This is a genomic window from Mesorhizobium sp. M7A.F.Ca.MR.245.00.0.0 (genome assembly GCF_003997415.1).
In the GTDB taxonomy this organism is placed as follows: Bacteria; Pseudomonadota; Alphaproteobacteria; order Rhizobiales; family Rhizobiaceae; genus Mesorhizobium.
The window spans coordinates 13,837-30,695 of record NZ_RZTE01000059.1 but is presented as its reverse complement, the minus strand read 5'-3'; the positions used below and the strand labels follow the sequence as shown (position 1 = coordinate 30,695).

Below are 16,859 nucleotides of genomic sequence, written 5' to 3'. Positions count from 1 at the left end.
CTTGCGACAGAATGAGGTTAGCGCTCTACGTGTGGCGACCCCCTCTGTCGCCTTCGGCGACATCTCCCCCTCGAGGGGGGAGATTAGCTCCCGCCATCCCCTTCAATCATACGTCAAATCCGTCGCCTTGCCGCCGAACACCCGGTAGGCATAGAACGAATAGAAGATGATGACCGGTAGCACGACCACGGTGCCGGCCAGGATGATGGCCAGGCTCTCCGGCGCGGAAGCCGCTTGCCAGATGGTCAGGCGATCGGGCACCACGAACGGGTAGAACGACCAGGCGAGACCGGCAAAGCCGAGCGCGAAGATGGCGGCCAGCGTCAGGAACGGCATCAGCGAATGGCGGTCGTCGGGCTTCGGCAGATGGAAGGTCTGCCGCCACAGCCACAGGAACAAAAGCGCCGACAGGATCGGCAGCGGCGACAGATAAAGCATTTCCGGCCAGACGAACCATTTGTCGAAGATGCGCGGGCTGGCGAAGGGCGTCGCCAGCGACACCGCCGCCATGCCGAGCGCGGTCAGCACCAGCGCGGTGCGCAGCCAGCGCACCGCGCTCTTCTGCAATTCGCCTTCGGTCTTGTAGATCACCCAGGCGGCGCCCATCGCCGCGTAGGCGGCGGCAAGGCAGAACGCCACCAGCACGCCGAACGCCGTGCCGCCGAGGCCGACGTCGAGCCCGAGCACATAGACGCCCAGCATATAGCCCTGCGCCAGCGAGGCGATGAGCGAACCTAGGAAGAAAATACGGTTCCAGCGATGCTTGCGGCCAGCTGGCACCTTGGCGCGGAAATCGAAGGCGACGCCGCGCAGGATCAGCCCGAGCAAAAGCACGAAGACCGGAATGTAGAGCGCCGTCAGGATGACGCCATGCGCCAGCGGGAAGGCGACCAGCAGCAGGCCGACGGCCAGCACCAGCCAGGTCTCGTTGGCGTCCCAGAACGGGCCGATCGCGGCAATCATCGTATCCTGTTCGGCGTCTTCAGCGGCGGCGAACAGAATGCCGATGCCGAGATCGAAACCGTCGAGAATGACGTAGATCAGGATGGCGAGGCCCATCAGGCCGGCGAAGATGAGGGGAAGCGCGGTTGGCCAGTCGAAGCTCATCTTTTTCTCCTCACTCACCAGAGCCGGCTAATCGCGATGTGATCGGATGGGGCTCTATCGAGGCTTCAGATCGATTGCCGAAGTCGGCGCCGCCCCTCATCACCCTGCCGGGCACTTCTCCCCGTATAGGGACGGGGAGAAGGGGGCTGGCCCCAATCTCGGCGCTTTTCTTGCAACGCTGGTGATTGGCGAAACCGTCGATGCGAGCGCCCCTCTCCCCGTCCCTATACGGGGAGAGGATGCCGGCAGGCAGGTGAGGGGCCGCGCCGGCGCCTGGCTGGAGTGCCATATCAAATCACTCCCCCGCAGCCGGCTGCGACATCGGCGCGTCGAGCACGCCGGGCAACGGCGAGTTGTCGCCGTCCTTCGCCGCCTTCAGCGCCAGGTGCACCAGCACGCCGAGATAGGCGATCAGCAACAGCACATAGAGAACGAGGTATATGGCGAGCGTCAGCGCGACATGGCTGCCGGCCACCGGGCCGACCGCGTCGGCGGTTTTCAGCACGCCCGTCACCAGCCAGGGCTGGCGGCCGATTTCGGTGGTGTACCAGCCGGCCAGCGTCGCCAGCCAGCCCGACAGCGCCATCGGCACCATCAGCATGGCCAGCGGCTTCGGCAGGCTGTGCCGGCGCTTGAGGAAGAAGGCCGCCGACCATGAGACGAGCAGCATCAATATGCCCGTGCCGACCATGATGCGGAAACCCCAGAACACCGGAAAGACCGGCGGATGATTGCCGGGATAGTCGTTCAGTCCCGGCACCACGCCGCTGGTCGAGTGCCGCAGCACCAGGCTGGCCCCATCGGGAATGGCGATCTCGAATTTGTTTTCCTTCGCCGCCTCGTCGGGCAGCGCGAAGAGCACCAGCGGCACGTTGGGGCCGGTGTTCCAGTTGGCCTCCATGGCGGCGATCTTCTGCGGCTGATGCTCCAGCGTGTTCAGCCCATGCTGGTCGCCGGCGAAGATCTGGATCGGGATCAGGATCGCCGCGGTGAAGACGCCGGTGCGCAGCGCCTTCCACATCGATTCCGAGCGGTCGCCGGTGAGATAGCGCAGCGCCGACAGGCCAGCGATCAGGAACGACACCGTCAGCCCGGACGCCAGCAGCATATGGGTCAGCCTGTAGGGCATCGACGGGTTGAAGATGATTGCCCACCAGTCGACCGCATGCGCCACGCCGTCGCGCATCTCGAATCCGGCCGGCGTCTGCATCCAGGAATTGAGCGCGATGATCCAGAACGCCGAGACGGTGGTGCCGCCGGCGACCAGCACCGTCGCCAGCGTGTGGATGCGGTTGGAGACGCGGCGGAAGCCGAACAGCATGATGCCGAGAAAGGCCGCTTCGAGGAAGAAGGCGGTGAGGATTTCGTAGGCCAGCAGCGGCCCGGCGATGTTGCCGACCTTTTCCATGTAGCCCGGCCAGTTGGTGCCGAACTGGAAGCTCATGGTGACGCCCGAAACCACGCCCATGGCAAAGGACAGCGCGAACACCTTCACCCAGGTGAAATAGGCGCGCATCCAGGCGGAATCGTTGGTCGCGTTGTAACGCAGCTTGAAGAACAGCAGCACCCAGCCCAGCGCAATGGTGATCGTCGGAAATAGAATATGGAATGAAATATTCGCGCCGAACTGGATACGCGAAAGTATGAGCGGGTCCATGATGGGCTCCGGCTGCTGCAAATACTCGCGAAAGATAGGCCCGAAGCGAGTTCAGGTCAAAGCGGCGTCCTGCCGCGAGGCTGAACGCCACAGGACAATTTTGCCGGTTGCGTGCCGTGCAACTCCGGGCCTGTGCGCCGCACCTGCAACGGCCGGCCGGCACGATTGTCGAGAACTGTCAGCAGGGCATTGACTTGCGGTTGCAAGCACCGACATTCGGCCTATATCAGGGGACCTCTTTCAAGCAGCCGTTTTCATCCATGCCTTCCATCCTGTCCATTTCCGGGGTCTCCAAGACCTACGCCACCGGTTTCACCGCGCTCAAGGAAGTCAATCTCGACATTCAGCGCGGCGAGATCTTCGCGCTGCTTGGACCCAATGGCGCCGGCAAGACGACCCTGATCTCGATCGTCTGCGGCATCGTCAACCGTTCGTCGGGCACCGTCACCGTCGACGGCCACGACATCAACAAGGATTATCGCGCCGCGCGCGGTCTGATCGGGCTGGTGCCGCAGGAACTGACCATCGACGCCTTCGAGAGCGTCTGGGCGACGGTCAATTACAGCCGTGGCCTGTTCGGCAAGCCGGCCAACCCCGGCTTTGTCGAGAAGGTGCTGCGCGACCTGTCGCTGTGGGACAAGAAGGACGCCAAGGCGATCACCCTGTCGGGCGGCATGAAGCGCCGGCTGATGATCGCCAAGGCGCTGTCGCATGAGCCGCGCATCCTGTTCCTCGACGAGCCGACCGCCGGCGTCGACGTCGAGCTGCGCCAGGACATGTGGGCGATGGTGCGCCGGCTGCGCGAGGACGGCGTCACCATCATCCTCACCACGCATTATATCGAGGAAGCCGAGGCGATGGCCGACCGGGTCGGCGTCATCAACCGCGGCGAGATCATCCTGGTCGAGAACAAGGCCGAACTGATGCGCAAGCTCGGCCGCAAGCGGCTGGTGCTGGAACTGCGCAATCCGCTGACGGCCATTCCCGAGGCGCTCTCGCGCTATGCGCTGGAATTGTCGCCCGATGGCGGGCAACTGACCTACACCTATGACAATCAGGCCGAGAGGCCCGGCGTCGCCTCGTTGATGCGCGATCTCGAGGCGGGCGGCATCCAGTTCCGCGATATCGACACGCAAAACTCTTCGCTCGAGGAGATCTTCGTCAATCTGGTGAGGAGGGAACCATGAACCTTCGCGCCGTATGGGCGATCTACCGGATGGAAATGGCGCGTGCTTTCCGCACCGTGCTGCAGAGCATCGTCTCGCCGGTCATCTCGACATCGCTGTATTTCGTCGTCTTCGGCTCGGCCATCGGCTCGCGCATCACCGAGATCGACGGCATCAGCTACGGCGCCTTCATCGTGCCGGGGCTGATCATGCTGTCGCTGTTGACGCAGTCGATCTCCAACGCCTCCTTTGCCATCTATTTCCCGAAATTCGTCGGCTCGATCTACGAGCTTCTGTCGGCACCGGTCTCCTATCTGGAGATCGTCATCGCCTATGTCGGCGGTGCCGCGACCAAGTCGATCCTTCTCGGTCTGATCATCCTGGCCACCGCCTCGCTGTTCGTGCCGCTGACCATCCTGCATCCGTTCTGGATGCTCGCCTTCCTGGTGCTGACGGCGGTGACCTTCAGCCTGTTCGGCTTCATCATCGGCATCTGGGCGAAGAGTTTCGAGCAGCTGCAGCTGGTGCCGCTGTTGATCATCACGCCGCTGACCTTCCTCGGCGGCAGCTTCTATTCGATCAACATGCTGCCCGAGATCTGGCGCACGGTGACGCTGTTCAATCCGGTCGTCTATCTGATCAGCGGCTTCCGCTGGAGCTTCTACGGCAAATCCGATGTCTCGGTCGGTATCAGCCTCGGCATGACGATCGTCTTTCTGCTGATCTGCATAGCGATCGTCGCCTGGATCTTCAGGACCGGCTACCGGCTCAGGAACTGAGCGGCGAAAGCGCCCTGAGCGCCGCTAGGTCTGTTGAGATTCAGGTCAGGCCGAGTCGAAAATGATGGATTCCGAGAACCGGAGCGGAGCGTACTTTTCGTACGTGAGCACCGGAAGCGCAGGAAGCGCAGGAAGCCGCCATTTGCAGGCCGGCCTCACCTGAATATCGCCAGACCTAGATCGCCTTGATCAGCCGCAGCAACCCCAGCATCTCGACATACGTCCCCTTGCGGAAGGCGATGTAGGCCGGCTCCTCGACGCCGTGGAAGCGGCGCTTGAACGCCGCCTGGCCCTGCAGGTTGAACCTGCGGCGGTTGACCCAGGGCGAAGAATAGGCGCGCTGGAAGGCATTGCGCCAGAAATCGCTTTCGGCAAATCCGCTCGGGCCCACATCGACGAGCGGCGACAGGCCGAGCGTGACCACCGAGATGCCCTCTTCGCGAAAACGGTCGACGGCGAATTTGGTCAGGCCGACCTCGGCATGCGGTGAGGCGTCGAGATGCTTGCGCTTGAAGGCGGTGGTGTAGCCGATGACCTTACCGCCGGCAAACAACGGGTCGAAGTCGAGCAGAGCGACCAGTTCGCCATCGGGACCGTGCAGGACGAAACGGCGCATGTCGGTGCCGAGATGGTCGGCGAAATGGCGGTTGAGAAAGCCCATCTCCCAGCGCTTGACGATGCGGTCGCCGCGCCAGTTTTCCGAAAGCCGGGCGATCTCGTCGAGGTAGATCGTGCGCTTGTCCTCTTCGAACGAAAAGCCTTTCTTCAGCAGCCAGCGCTCGGAGTAGCGCACGGTCTCGTTGCGCTTCCCGGAAAAATCATGCTCGGGCAGGGAGAGGCGGGTGTCGATGCCGAGGCGATTGACCTTGTAGCCAAGGCCGGCCAGCACGCGTGCGGTGTCCTCGCCGACCTGCACGAACCATGGGCTGCCGGCGGTCTCGACGAAGCGCTTGATGTAATCGGCCCGACGCGCCGGAGCCGCCACCGGGTCGCCGAGCGCGAAATGGTGCTTCATCTTGGTACCGAAGGCGATGTAGCCGTCGGCGTCGCCGAAATAGGAAAGCTTGCCTTGCACGGCGGTGGAATAGGCGAGCGAGAAGTCGCCATAGCGGCGCACCAGTGCCAGGCGTTCGATATGGGTCAGCGCCTGCCGCTCGACCTCGGGCGCGGCGGCCTCAAGGATCTTGTCGAAATAGAACCGCAAGGAGGGCATGGTCGAGATTCCGCGTGCCGCCTACAGCGCCGGCCGTCCAGGACGCGCCAAGGTGCTGTAACACTTTGATTCTGCGCATGACTCGAAAATCGGACTCGATTTCGGGCATGCGCGTGGGGGATAACCGAGACCCGCCAGCCACCCAAGGCCTCGAATCAATCACATTGCCGCGACCTGATTACCGTTGATATCGCGCATATGCCATATAGAGCGCAACCGCGGCCCGGCGTGTGGCGCTAAATCGCATCGCTCGAAATTCGGCTGCGGTTTGCTGCAGGGGATCCTGCGCGCGATCAAACGGTTACAGCGTCCTGCGAGCATTGGGGCGGGACGTCCAACGGGATTCGAGTGAATGACTGATACGACAATCAGATCGGTTGCGGATTTGCCGGCCACGGTCGAGCCGGCAATCGTTGTCGGCGCCGGTGCTGCCGGGCTGGCCGCCGCGCATGCCTTGATGAACGCCGGCGTGCCTACGGCGATCCTGGAAAAGGAAAGCCGGCTGGCCGAGCCCTGGCACCGGCGCCACCAGCAATTGCATCTCAACACCCATCGCGATCTTTCTTCGCTGCCTGGTCTCGCCTTTCCCCCTGGCACGCCCGCCTTTCCGCAAAGAATGGTCGTCATCCGCCACATGAACGATTTCCAGAAGGAGAACCGGCTGCCGGTGCAGTTTGGCGTCGCGGTCGAAGAGATCACCTTCAAGGGCGATCACTGGGCATTGCGCACCAGCGCCGGACCGCGCTTGGCCCGCAATGTCGTCATCGCCACCGGCCGCGACAGGCAGCCGTTCACGCCCGAATGGAAAGGCATGAAGGATTTCGTCGGGCGCATCATCCATTCGGCGGATTTTGGTGACGCGCAAGCCTATGCGGGCCAAAAAGTGCTGGTCGTCGGCGCCGGCAATTCGGGCTTCGATGCGCTCAATCATCTGGCCGGCATAGACACGGCCGCCATCTGGCTGTCGGCCCGCAACGGTCCCGCCCTGCTGCCCAAGCGCATCTGCAAGATCGCCGTGCACCGGCTTTCGCCGATCATGGCGCGCTTGCCGTTGCGGCTCGCCGATGCGGTGATGGCGGCAACGCAGCGGCTGGTTTTCGGCGACCTGACCAAATTCGGCCTGCCGCCCGCGCCTGCGGGCGGCGCCAGCCGCCTGAGCTCGGATTACACCGCGATCGCCGCCGACGACGGCGCCGTCGGCGCCATCAAGGCCGGCAAGATCACCGTCGTGCCGGGCATACGGGAATTCACCCGCGATGGCGTGATCCTGGCCAATGGCAGCCTGATCCATCCCGACATCGTCATTGCCGCGACAGGCTACCGCACGGGGCTGGAGCCCATGCTCGGCAAGCTCGGCGTGCTCGACGCCAAGGGCGTTCCGCTCTTCAACGGTGGCGAAGCCGATCCAAAATTTCCCGGTCTGTGGTTCACCGGCATGCGGCCAAGCATTCGCGGCTGCTTCGCCAATGCCGGCATCCTGGCCAAGGCGATCGCCAAACGAATTGCAAGGTCGGCCTCGCACCAATCCAGCGCATCACGCTGATTTCGGTTCCAGCCGCCGGAAACCGACGGCTTCCATCAGCATGTCCTCTTCCACCATGCCGGCATTGTGCAAGGCGAGCAGGTTAAGCGCGATTTCCCGCGCGTCGGCGGAATCGGGATGTGCCTCGCGCCGCCGGCAGGCCTCGTCGAACACGCGCTGCAGCTTGGCGATATCGGCTGGCTTGAGCAAGCCACGGTCATAGACGGACTTCGACATGGCGATCTCCTGATAAAGACCTAGAGCGCCATGTTTAAATTGCCAATCTTTCCCGAGGCTTGACGGATTTCGCCCCGTCGCCTCGCCATCCTGAGGCGTAGCAAGGAGCGAAGCGACGCGGCGCAGACCCCAGGAGTTGCTCCGCAGCCCAAGGGATACATGCCGCGGCTCAAGGCGCAGCAGCGGTGCTAATTCTGCGCCGCTGCTGCCCATGCGAGTGGGCAATCAGACCGCGATCTTGCCGCCGCCCTGTCTGGTGATGGCGACCACCGACGGCCGCACCGGCATGTCGGGCTTGAAGTCGGGCCAGCGCGTCGACAGGTCCTCATAGTAGGACGGGCGCCCGAACGCTTCCCAGTCCTCTCCGCCGTCGCCCGGATGCTGGACGGCGACGAAGGCGGTCTGGTCGTCGGGCGCAAACAGCGGACCGCACATTTCGGCGCCGATCGGCACGCGGAAGAACAGTTTCGAGGTCGCCCGCGCGGCCCCCTCCGTGTCCACCGCCCATAAGCCATCGGTGCGGCCGGTGGCTTTCGGACCCTGGCCGTCGGTCGCGACCCAGAGACGCCCGGCCGAATCGACCGCGCAATTGTCGGGCATGCCGAACCAGCCATTGGCCGTCGTTGCCGTCGAGAAGGTGGCACCGACATCGGCAACCGAGGGATCGCCGCATTTCAGCAGCACTTCCCACTTGCCCTTGGCGGCCGTGAAATCACCGCCGTCCTCGGCGATCTCGATGATGTGGCCGAAGGCGTTTTCGGCGCGCGGGTTGGCAGCGTCGACCTGGTCGGCCTTGCGCTTCGAATTGTTGGTCAGCATGACATAGACCTTGCCGTTGACGCCATTGGGCTGAACGTCTTCCGGGCGGTCCATCTTGGTGGCGCCGAGCAGGTCGGCGGCGCGGCGCGTCTCGATCAGCACGTCGGCCTGGCCAGTGAAACCGTTTTCAGCCGTCAGCGGCCCCTGGCCGAACACGATCGGCAGCCATTCGACCGTGCCATCTTCGGCGAACTTGGCGACATGCAGCGTGCCATCATCGAGCAGGTCCTTGTTGGCGGCACGGTCGTTCGGATTGAACGCGGCCCTGGTCACGAACTTGTAGACATAGTCGAAGCGCTCGTCGTCACCGAGATAGAAGACGACGCGGCCGTCCTTGGCGACGATCGATTCGGCGCCCTCATGCTTGAAGCGGCCCATGGCGGTGCGCTTCCTCGGCGTCGAGGTCGGGTCGTTGACATCGACCTCGACGATCCAGCCGAAGCGGTTGGCTTCGTTGGGTTCCTTGGCGAGGTCGAAACGCTCGTAATGCGCCGCCCATTCATAGGCGCCTTCGGGAATGCCGAGACGCTTGTAGTTCGCGGCTTCCTTGTGGTCTTCCGGCAGCTCGCCGGAAAAATAGCCATGGATGTTCTCCTCGGCCATCACATAGGTGCCCCAGGGCGTGACGCCGCCGGCGCAATTGTTGACGGTGCCGAAAACCTTGGTGCCGGACGGATCGGCTTTGGTCTTGACGCGGTCATGGCCGGCGACGGGGCCGGACAGCGCCATTTCGGTGTTGGCGGTGATGCGGCGATTGAGCTTGCCGTCGCGCACCACCTGCCATTTGCCACCGTCCTTGCGGATCTCGACGATGGTGCCGCCATGGGCGGCCATCTCGACATCGACCTGCTCCTTCGAGAGGGGTGCGACTTCGGCCGACTTCTTGCCGTCCTTTTCGACGATCTTCACGATGCCCGGGAACATCAGATGCGGATTGGTGTATTCGTGGTTGACCACCAGCAGGCCATGTTCGGCCGAGCCGTCGATCGGAATGTAGCCGACATAGTCATTGTTGTAGCCGAACTGTTTCGCCTGGGCCTCGGCCGACTGTTTCGTCGGGTCGAAGTCGGGCGAATCGGCAAAAAGCGGATCGCCCCAGCGCAGCAGGACATCGGCATCGTACCCCGGCGCGACATGGTGCTTGTCGTCGATGCCGGCCTCGAGTTCGTCGAACGCGAAGACCGAGCCTTCCGCTGCCCTGGCCTCGTCGGCGCTGATCAGCGCCAGCGGGCTGACGGTGGCGGCGATGGCCGAGACGGCCAGCGAGCCCTTGAGGAAGCCGCGGCGCGAGAACCGCGCGGCGATGATCTCGCCCATGGTGCGGTTGTCGGAGGCGTTGATGGCCGGGCCGTCGTTTTCCTCGAGCAGGCTGGTGCGGAATCGGGTGTCGGGGGAGCGAAGGTCAGTCATGGTGGCTTGCCTCTGGCTGTTGGGTGGCTGGAGCGTGGGGTACCTGTTTGACCCCCCTTATAATCGCCGGGTCACATTTTCGTGACATCGGGAGACCTTTCAGACGCGACAGGCAGTACGCGCAGCGCTGGCTCAGCCTTCCCGAAGGTTGTGAACTGCTCCGGAATCGTCTTTTCGAGATGAAGGAGACCTTCGGCGGCATGTTTCGCCGCGCATCCTGCAACGGCGCATGACGTCAGTCTTGCAAACGGATCAACGGACAAAGCCGGCTCGACAAAGTCACCTCCGCCGCCCCCGGCGGAGGTGACTTGATGTTCGGCGTCTGCCGTCGTCAGGCGTAGGGAAAGCGAGTCTCCCATTTAGCGATGGCGGTCCCGGCGCCGTTCATGCGAAGCTAATGTAGCATACGCTTGGGACTTTAGTCCAATCTTGCGCTTGCAATGGTCCTAGTTGACAACCGCAACGGTCGGAGGTCGCTTCCGGGCGCCGCGTCTTTCGGCAATGTTGTTGCACTGCAACGTTGGGGTGGGGCGCGCCGGGCTCAGTCGTCGGAGATCAAAATGCACAGATCGGTCACGACCCGTTGTTGCCGGCTGGCGCTCAAATCGGCAGCGGCGCTGGCGTTGACGATTGCTCCCTACCAAATTGTCCTGGACGGCTCCGTTCCCGGCATCCACACCGCCGGCGCATACGCCAAGGGTGGCGGTAACAGCGGTGGTGGCGGCGGCAACGGCGGCAATTCCGGCGGCGGCAATGGAGGGAACAGCGGCGGGAATAGCGGGAATGGCAACAGCGGCAATAACGGCAACAGCGGCAAATCGGGATCCAATCAGGGTAAGAGCGGAAGCCATGTCAATGCAAAGACCGGTGACAAGGTCGACGTGACCGGCAACAAGATCACGGTCCGGCATCCCGACGGCATAACGGAAAAGCTCGAGAACGGACGTTTCAGCATGAAGGACGCGCTCGGTCGCACGATCATCGACCGCCAGGCCACGCCGGCCGATGCCGATCGTCTCAAGGCCTTGTGAAGCTGGCCAACAGGCAACGGTCAGCTTTGCACGTCACCTCCGCCGCCCCCCGGCGGAGGTGACATCGTTTTGGCGGTGCCACGCCGGTCTCGAGGCGCGACGCGCTTTGCGCGGTCCGCACCTTGCGGAGGCACGCAACCGTTCAATTATTGTTTTGCGCAATCCGGATGATTTCAGGTCGAAGCGGCCTGAAAACCGAATCCGCCTCTAAATCAAAGAGATAGAGCATGATGTCTTCCGAAAACCGCTTCACACCTTTCGGCATCATGCTCTCGTTGCTCTAGGAAGGCCTGTCGCGGTCGCGCAACTCACGCATCATCAAGGCCGCTTCGGTGCGGTTTCGCACATTGAGCTTCGACAGCACCCCGGTCATGTGATGCTTGACGGTCTTCTCCTGCAGCTCAAGCCGCAAGGCGACTTCCTTGTTGCTCAGCCCCTCCGCCACCAGCCGCAGGATTTCGGTCTGCCGATCGGTGAGCTGCCGCAGCCGTTCCGCAATGCCGTCGGTCGGCTGCTGGGACTGGAGATCCGAAAGCAGCCGGGCCGACAGCGTCGGCGACAGATAGCTTTCGCCGGCTGCGACATTGCGCAGGATGTCGGCGAGCCCGCGCGACCCGACGCCTTTGAGGACATAGCCATTCACCCCTGCGTTCAGCGCCTTTGTCACATCGGCGTTGGCCTCCGAAACGGTCAGCATGACGATCTTCTGGGCCGGATGGCTGGCCAGGATGCTTGCGACGGCGGTCAGCCCGCCGCCCGGCATGGAGATATCGAGCAGCAAGATGTCGGGCCGCACCGTCGTGGCGAGGCGTTCGGCATCCTGCGCCGTGGCGCCCTCGCCAACCATCTCGAAGCCTCCGATCTCCGACAGGCTGCGCGTCACACCTTCGCGAAAGAGGGGGTGATCGTCGACAATGGCGATGCGAATGGTCCCAGTCATGCTTGCTCCTCGACCGATAGACGGATCACCAAACGCGTACCTTGCGGCCCGGTCAAGGTTTCGAACTGTCCGCCAATGCTTTCGACCCGCTCCCTGAGGCCGGCGAGGCCGAGACCCTCGACCCGTGCCGCCGGATCGAAGCCGGGCCCGCCGTCCGACACTTCGACAAAAAGCCGGCCACCTTTCATCCCCGCACTCACCGCCTGATCCTTGCCCAACCCATGGCGATAGGCGTTGTTCAGCCCTTCCTGGACGAAACGATAGATGCTGATCTTCTCGGAGGCGCCGGGCTCTGGCAACTGTCCGGTCAGCGTCAGCGTCACCGACGTTCCCGTCCTCTGCTCGTGTTCCTTGACCGCCAGCCGCAGAATGTCGGTTGCGGCAGCCGTCTCGATCTGCGGCAAAACAAGGCCGGTGCAGATGCCGCGTATTTCGCGCATCGCGTCCTCCAGTGTCTTGCGGATCATTGCGACCTCGGTCGAACGGCTTACGCTCGAATGGCCGTCGCTGGAAAATATCGGGCTGTCCATGCGCAGCGCCGCCAGTGCCACGAGTTGGGCCGGGCCGTCATGGAGGTCGGCGCCGATCCGGCGCAGATATCTTTCGTTGAGCGCGGTGGCGCGGCGGGACGCCCGTTGCACGCGCAGTCGCAAGGCACTGTTTTGCGCCACCAGACCCTGCAGCTCCGAGACCTGGCGGCGCAGTGCCCCACGCTGATCGTCGATGGTGCGGCTGCCGCGCAGGACGATGCCCGACAGGAGCAGGAATGCCGCGAGCGTCGCGCCGGCCACGATCAGCCAGCTCGACCACAGGGCGGACGCCAGGGTGGCCTGGAAATCGTCGGCGATCTCATAAAACTCGGTGACCGCCACCACCTCGCCCGACCAGGGCTCGCGCACGGGATTGTAGATCTCCAGCAATGGCAAGCCGGTAGCCTTCTCCTCGCGTTCATCATCATCGAATGTATTGAATTCAGCGACGACATTGCCTTCGAAGGCGGAACGCAGATTGTCGCTCGGACCGAAGCGGCGGCCGATCAGGGACGCCTCCTTGGCGTAGAGAACCGTGCCGTCGCGGCGCCAGAGCACGAACGATTGGAGGCGCTTGCCGAGCGCACCCTGGCCAAGCGTCTCGTCCAGCGCCTGCTTGACGGACTCGCTGAGCTCCTGGTCCTTGCGCAAGTCGGGAAGCAGCGGCGCAATCACGCTGTCGACATAGAGCGCCGTCGTGGCGGCCGAATTGCGGATGACGCCGTCCCGGATCTGCGCCGTCACCCAGGTGCCCACCACCAACATGACGGCCAGCAGGCCAAAGCCGCCGGCAACGACGAATTGCAGGGCAAGGGAAAGCTCGCTCCAGCGCCGCATCAGGTTTTGAAAACTGCGAATCATGAGCCCCTGACCGCCCTTCGAACCGACAGATTGGGCGATGTTAGTACTTTGAGCTTCCGGCTTGCCATTGCCAAGGGCTTCGTTTGGTCGAGGTCGCTTGACGTCCCGGCGCGCTTGGGAAACAACGTCCGCGACGCACGCGGCGGGAGCCGCTCCGAGAGGGGACGAAACGTTGAGTTTTTCGGGATTGCTGCAGCTCGGCTTTTCGACGGTCATTTTCCTGCTGGCGGCGACAGCCGCCAAGCAATGGGGCCTTGCGCCGAGCCTTGGCAAGATAGCGCTGACGCTGGCGCTCTATTCGCTGGGCAATCTGATCATGCTGCGGCTGATCCGCGAATTCGGCATGTCGGTGTCGTTCAGCCTTTCCGCCGTCATCCAGCTGGTCTCCGTGAACGTCGTGGCGCTGGTCTTCTTCGGCGAGCGCGTCAATGCGCTGCAGGCGACCGGCATCATGCTGGCGATCGCAGCGGTGGCGCTGATCACGCTGGGACCCTATCTGCAAGGCCGGCTGTAACGGGCGAATTGCCGATGAAGAACGCCGCGAACGCTTTGCTCAACCGGGTCGAATTCCCGGTGCTGCTGGCCGGCCTGGTCATCGCCGCCGGCCTGTGGGGATTCGAGGAGCTGATGGAGATTGCGCGCGCCACCACGCCGCACGCCTTCGACACCGAAATCCTGCTCGCCTTCCGCCAGGCGGGGCGCCCTGACAGCCCGATCGGCCCGCTGTGGCTGCAAGGGGCGATGCGCGACATCACAAGTCTTGGCAGCGGCAGCGTGTTGGTGCTGATCGTGACGGCGGTAATCGTCTATCTCCTGCTTATCCGCAGGCCGGCGACCGCCCTTTTCATCTTCGTGGCGGTGGCCGGCGGTCAGGTGCTGTCGAGCCTGCTGAAAGCCGGCATCGACCGGCCGCGCCCCGAACTCGTCTCGCATCTCGTCAACGAAACGACGCTGTCTTTTCCGAGCGGCCACGCCATGCTGTCGGCGGTGACCTATCTGACGCTCGGCGCGCTGGCGGCACGCTTCCTGCCCGGTCGAACGACGAAGATCTATGTGCTGTCGCTGGCGGTGCTGACGACGCTGCTGGTCGGCATCAGCCGCATCTATCTTGGCGTCCACTGGCCATCGGATGTGCTTGCCGGCTGGTGCGCCGGCTTCGTCTGGGCGATGCTGTGCTGGCTCGCTGCCCGGGCGTGGCAGCGATGGCGCGGGCAGCGCCTGAACGGCGACAGCGAGACTGGAGACTAGATCAGCCAGTTGATCAGCCCGTGCCCGCAGCCCACCGACAGCAAGGCCGCCCAGGTCATGAAGGTCTTGAAGAATTCAACCGCGTTACCCCCTGCCTAGATGGACACCCTAGGCACAATCCCGGGAAGTATCTAATGATCGGTCAGCCGCCCCCTTACGTCTCAGACGTTCATCCTAATGCTTGAAACATCACAATGATGGTATTATACCTTATTCCAGCAGACTCAGACGGGGATTCCGGCCGATGATCACTGCCGCGCAGATGCGCGCCGCAAGGGCGCTGGCCGGCATCGATCAGAAGACGCTCGCCGAGCGCGCCGGCGTTTCGCTTCCGACCATCCAGCGCATGGAGGCGAGCGATGGCGTGGTCAGGGGCGTGGTCGACACGCTGATGAAGGTTATCCAGGCTCTCGACGAGGCCGGGGTGGAGCTGATCGGCGAGAACCAGACCAGCGAGCGCGGCGGCCGGGGCGTGCGCCTCAAGGCTGCCATGCCGCGGGATCCCAAGGCTGAGCCGGCATAAAGTCGCGACGGCGACCGCCGACAGCCCTGCCGACGATCCCGCCGCCTTTCAGGGTGCGAAAGGCAGTCCATGGATCAGACGCAGCGGGCAGTGCATCAACCGGCCCATAGGTCGGCCCATAGGCCGGTAAAACCGACATTTTCCGAATTGTTCACGCCGAAGCTGGTGACGGTCTGGCGCGAGGGCTACACGTTCGCCGACTTCAAGGCGGACGCCATTGCCGGGCTGACGGTCGCCATCGTCGCGCTGCCCTTGTCGATGGCGATCGCCATCGCCTCGGGCGTGACGCCCGAGCGCGGCCTCTACACCTCGATCGTCGGCGGCTTCATCATTTCGGCGCTCGGCGGCAGCCGCTTCCAGATCGGTGGTCCGGCCGGCGCCTTCATCGTGCTGGTGGCCGCGACTGTTGCCCGCGTCGGCATCGATGGACTGCTGTTGGCAACGATGATGGCAGGGGTCTTCCTGCTCGCCATCGGCTATCTCCGCCTCGGCACCTACATCAAGTTCATTCCCTATCCGGTGACAGTCGGCTTCACCGCCGGCATCGCCGTCATCATCTTTTCGGGACAGATCGTCGAACTGTTCGGGCTGAAGCTTGCAGCCAGGGAGCCGGGACCGCTGGTGCCGAAGTTGATCGCGGTCGGTGAGGCGGCCGGCACCATCAATCTTGCGGCGACCTTCGTGGCGGTGTTGACCATCTTCACCATCGCCGGCCTGAAGCGCTGGCGGCCGACATGGCCTGCCATGCTCATCGCCATCGGGCTGGCATCGCTGGTCGTGGCGCTTCTCGCGCTGCCCGCGGAGACGATCGGCACTCGCTTTGGCGGCATCCCGCGTAGCCTGCAAATGCCTGCCTTGCCGCCGGTCAGCCTGGGCAGGATGATTGACGTGCTGCCAGATGCCATTGCCTTTGCCCTGCTCGGCGCGATCGAATCGCTGCTGTCGGCGGTGGTCGCCGACGGGATGACGGGCCGGCGGCATCGTTCCAACTGCGAACTGGTGGCGCAAGGCTTCGCCAACATCGCGTCCGCCCTGTTCGGCGGCATCTGCGCCACCGGCACCATCGCCCGCACCGCGACCAATGTGCGGGCCGGCGCCCACGGACCGGTTTCCGGCATTGTCCACTCAGCCATCCTGCTCGCTTTGATGCTGGTGGCGGCGCCGCTCGCCAGCTACATCCCGCTCGCCGCCCTGGCTGGCGTGCTGGCGGTCGTGTGCTGGAACATGTTCGAGAAGCAGGCCTTCGCCACCTTGCTGCGTGCCTCGCGCGGCGATGCGCTGGTGCTGATGGCGACCTTTCTGCTCGTCATCTTCCGCGATCTCACCGAAGGCATCGTCGTCGGCTTTGTGCTGGGCTCGATCCTGTTCATCGACCGCATGGCCAAGTCGATTGCGGTAGAGGCCGATCAGCCGCTGGTGCAGGAGGATGTCGCCGACAGCGCCAACGCCTACGATGCCAACGAGGCGGCGGACGCCGACACCGTGGTCTACCGCATCTCGGGCGCCTTCTTCTTCGGCGCCGCATCGACCGTCGGCACCGTACTCGACCGCATCGCCGACCAGCGCAAAAACTTCATCCTCGACTGCTCGGCCGTACCGTTCTTCGATTCGACGGCGGCCAACGTCATCGAGGGCGCCGCCCACAAGGCCAGGCGCGCCGGCGTCCGCTTCATCATATCAGGTGCCTCGCCGCAGATCCGGCGCATGCTGATCAACCACGGCGTGAAGCGTCCGCTGGTGACCTATGCAGCGTCGATCGAGGAGGCGCGGGCGCAGCTGAAAGGCAAGATCGAGGTGCGGTAGGGGCCGGGATTTG

The 16,859-nt window shown here is 63.8% G+C and carries 15 protein-coding genes; 8 read left to right on the top strand and 7 right to left on the bottom strand.

Annotation, left to right across the window (positions count from 1 at the left end; genetic code table 11):
- Positions 1–102 precede the first annotated feature (102 nt).
- Positions 103–1,107 (bottom strand): cytochrome d ubiquinol oxidase subunit II, encoded by a 1,005-nt coding sequence (locus EOB80_RS32105; protein WP_127331938.1) that lies wholly within the window; start codon positions 1,105–1,107, stop codon positions 103–105.
- Between the two features lie 295 nt (positions 1,108–1,402).
- On the bottom strand, positions 1,403–2,764 hold the full coding sequence (locus tag EOB80_RS32095) for a cytochrome ubiquinol oxidase subunit I (protein ID WP_127331934.1): 1,362 nt from the start codon (positions 2,762–2,764) through the stop codon (positions 1,403–1,405).
- Positions 2,765–3,024: 260 nt separating this feature from the next.
- Between EOB80_RS32095 and EOB80_RS32090 the strand changes: the two genes are divergently transcribed.
- Positions 3,025–3,951 carry an ABC transporter ATP-binding protein gene (locus tag EOB80_RS32090; protein ID WP_127268578.1) on the top strand — a complete coding sequence of 309 codons (927 nt, stop codon included), beginning with the start codon at positions 3,025–3,027 and terminating at the stop codon, positions 3,949–3,951.
- Entirely contained in the window at positions 3,948–4,709 is a 762-nt protein-coding gene (locus EOB80_RS32085; RefSeq protein WP_127268577.1) for an ABC transporter permease, read from the top strand. The genes EOB80_RS32090 and EOB80_RS32085 overlap by 4 nt, the downstream gene beginning before the upstream one ends.
- 175 nt (positions 4,710–4,884) lie before the next feature.
- Here EOB80_RS32085 and EOB80_RS32080 read toward each other — a convergent pair whose 3' ends face one another.
- On the bottom strand, positions 4,885–5,922 hold the full coding sequence (locus tag EOB80_RS32080) for a phosphatidylglycerol lysyltransferase domain-containing protein (RefSeq protein ID WP_127331932.1): 1,038 nt from the start codon (positions 5,920–5,922) through the stop codon (positions 4,885–4,887).
- 352 nt (positions 5,923–6,274) lie between these two features.
- Between EOB80_RS32080 and EOB80_RS32075 the strand changes: the two genes are divergently transcribed.
- Positions 6,275–7,465: an NAD(P)/FAD-dependent oxidoreductase gene (locus EOB80_RS32075; protein WP_127331930.1), complete on the top strand. Its 1,191-nt coding sequence runs from the start codon at positions 6,275–6,277 to the stop codon at positions 7,463–7,465.
- Here EOB80_RS32075 and EOB80_RS32070 read toward each other — a convergent pair.
- Both EOB80_RS32070 and EOB80_RS32065 read right to left on the bottom strand, forming a co-directional pair.
- The gene (locus EOB80_RS32070; RefSeq protein ID WP_013528677.1) at positions 7,457–7,681 is read right to left on the bottom strand and encodes a hypothetical protein; all 225 of its coding nucleotides are present in this window, start codon (positions 7,679–7,681) and stop codon (positions 7,457–7,459) included. The two genes, EOB80_RS32075 and EOB80_RS32070, sit on opposite strands and share 9 nt — an antisense overlap.
- A 225-nt stretch (positions 7,682–7,906) precedes the next feature.
- On the bottom strand, positions 7,907–9,910 hold the full coding sequence (locus tag EOB80_RS32065) for a PhoX family phosphatase (protein ID WP_127331928.1): 2,004 nt from the start codon (positions 9,908–9,910) through the stop codon (positions 7,907–7,909).
- 560 nt (positions 9,911–10,470) lie between these two features.
- Here EOB80_RS32065 and EOB80_RS32060 point away from each other — a divergent pair.
- Positions 10,471–10,941, top strand: coding sequence for a hypothetical protein (locus tag EOB80_RS32060; RefSeq protein ID WP_127331940.1), 471 nt, complete (start codon positions 10,471–10,473; stop codon positions 10,939–10,941).
- A gap of 280 nt (positions 10,942–11,221) precedes the next feature.
- On the opposite strand, the gene EOB80_RS32055 is transcribed toward EOB80_RS32060, so the two are convergent.
- Complete coding sequence (locus tag EOB80_RS32055; RefSeq protein WP_023813468.1) at positions 11,222–11,881, bottom strand: response regulator transcription factor; 660 nt, start codon at positions 11,879–11,881, stop codon at positions 11,222–11,224.
- Positions 11,878–13,272 (bottom strand): sensor histidine kinase, encoded by a 1,395-nt coding sequence (locus EOB80_RS32050; protein WP_127331926.1) that lies wholly within the window; start codon positions 13,270–13,272, stop codon positions 11,878–11,880. Before EOB80_RS32050 ends, EOB80_RS32055 begins: the two co-directional genes overlap by 4 nt.
- Before the next feature lie 172 nt (positions 13,273–13,444).
- On the opposite strand from EOB80_RS32050, the gene EOB80_RS32045 reads away from it, so the two are divergent.
- The 4 genes from EOB80_RS32045 to EOB80_RS32030 all read left to right on the top strand — a co-directional run bounded on the left by EOB80_RS32045 (position 13,445) and on the right by EOB80_RS32030 (position 16,846).
- Entirely contained in the window at positions 13,445–13,786 is a 342-nt protein-coding gene (locus tag EOB80_RS32045; RefSeq protein WP_013528672.1) for a hypothetical protein, read from the top strand.
- A gap of 14 nt (positions 13,787–13,800) precedes the next feature.
- Positions 13,801–14,520, top strand: a complete 720-nt coding sequence (locus tag EOB80_RS32040) for a phosphatase PAP2 family protein (RefSeq protein ID WP_127267185.1) — start codon at positions 13,801–13,803, stop codon at positions 14,518–14,520.
- 244 nt (positions 14,521–14,764) lie between these two features.
- Positions 14,765–15,043, top strand: a complete 279-nt coding sequence (locus EOB80_RS32035) for a helix-turn-helix transcriptional regulator (RefSeq protein WP_127331924.1) — start codon at positions 14,765–14,767, stop codon at positions 15,041–15,043.
- A gap of 69 nt (positions 15,044–15,112) precedes the next feature.
- Positions 15,113–16,846, top strand: a complete 1,734-nt coding sequence (locus tag EOB80_RS32030; RefSeq protein WP_127331922.1) for a SulP family inorganic anion transporter — start codon at positions 15,113–15,115, stop codon at positions 16,844–16,846.
- Positions 16,847–16,859: the final 13 nt, after the last annotated feature.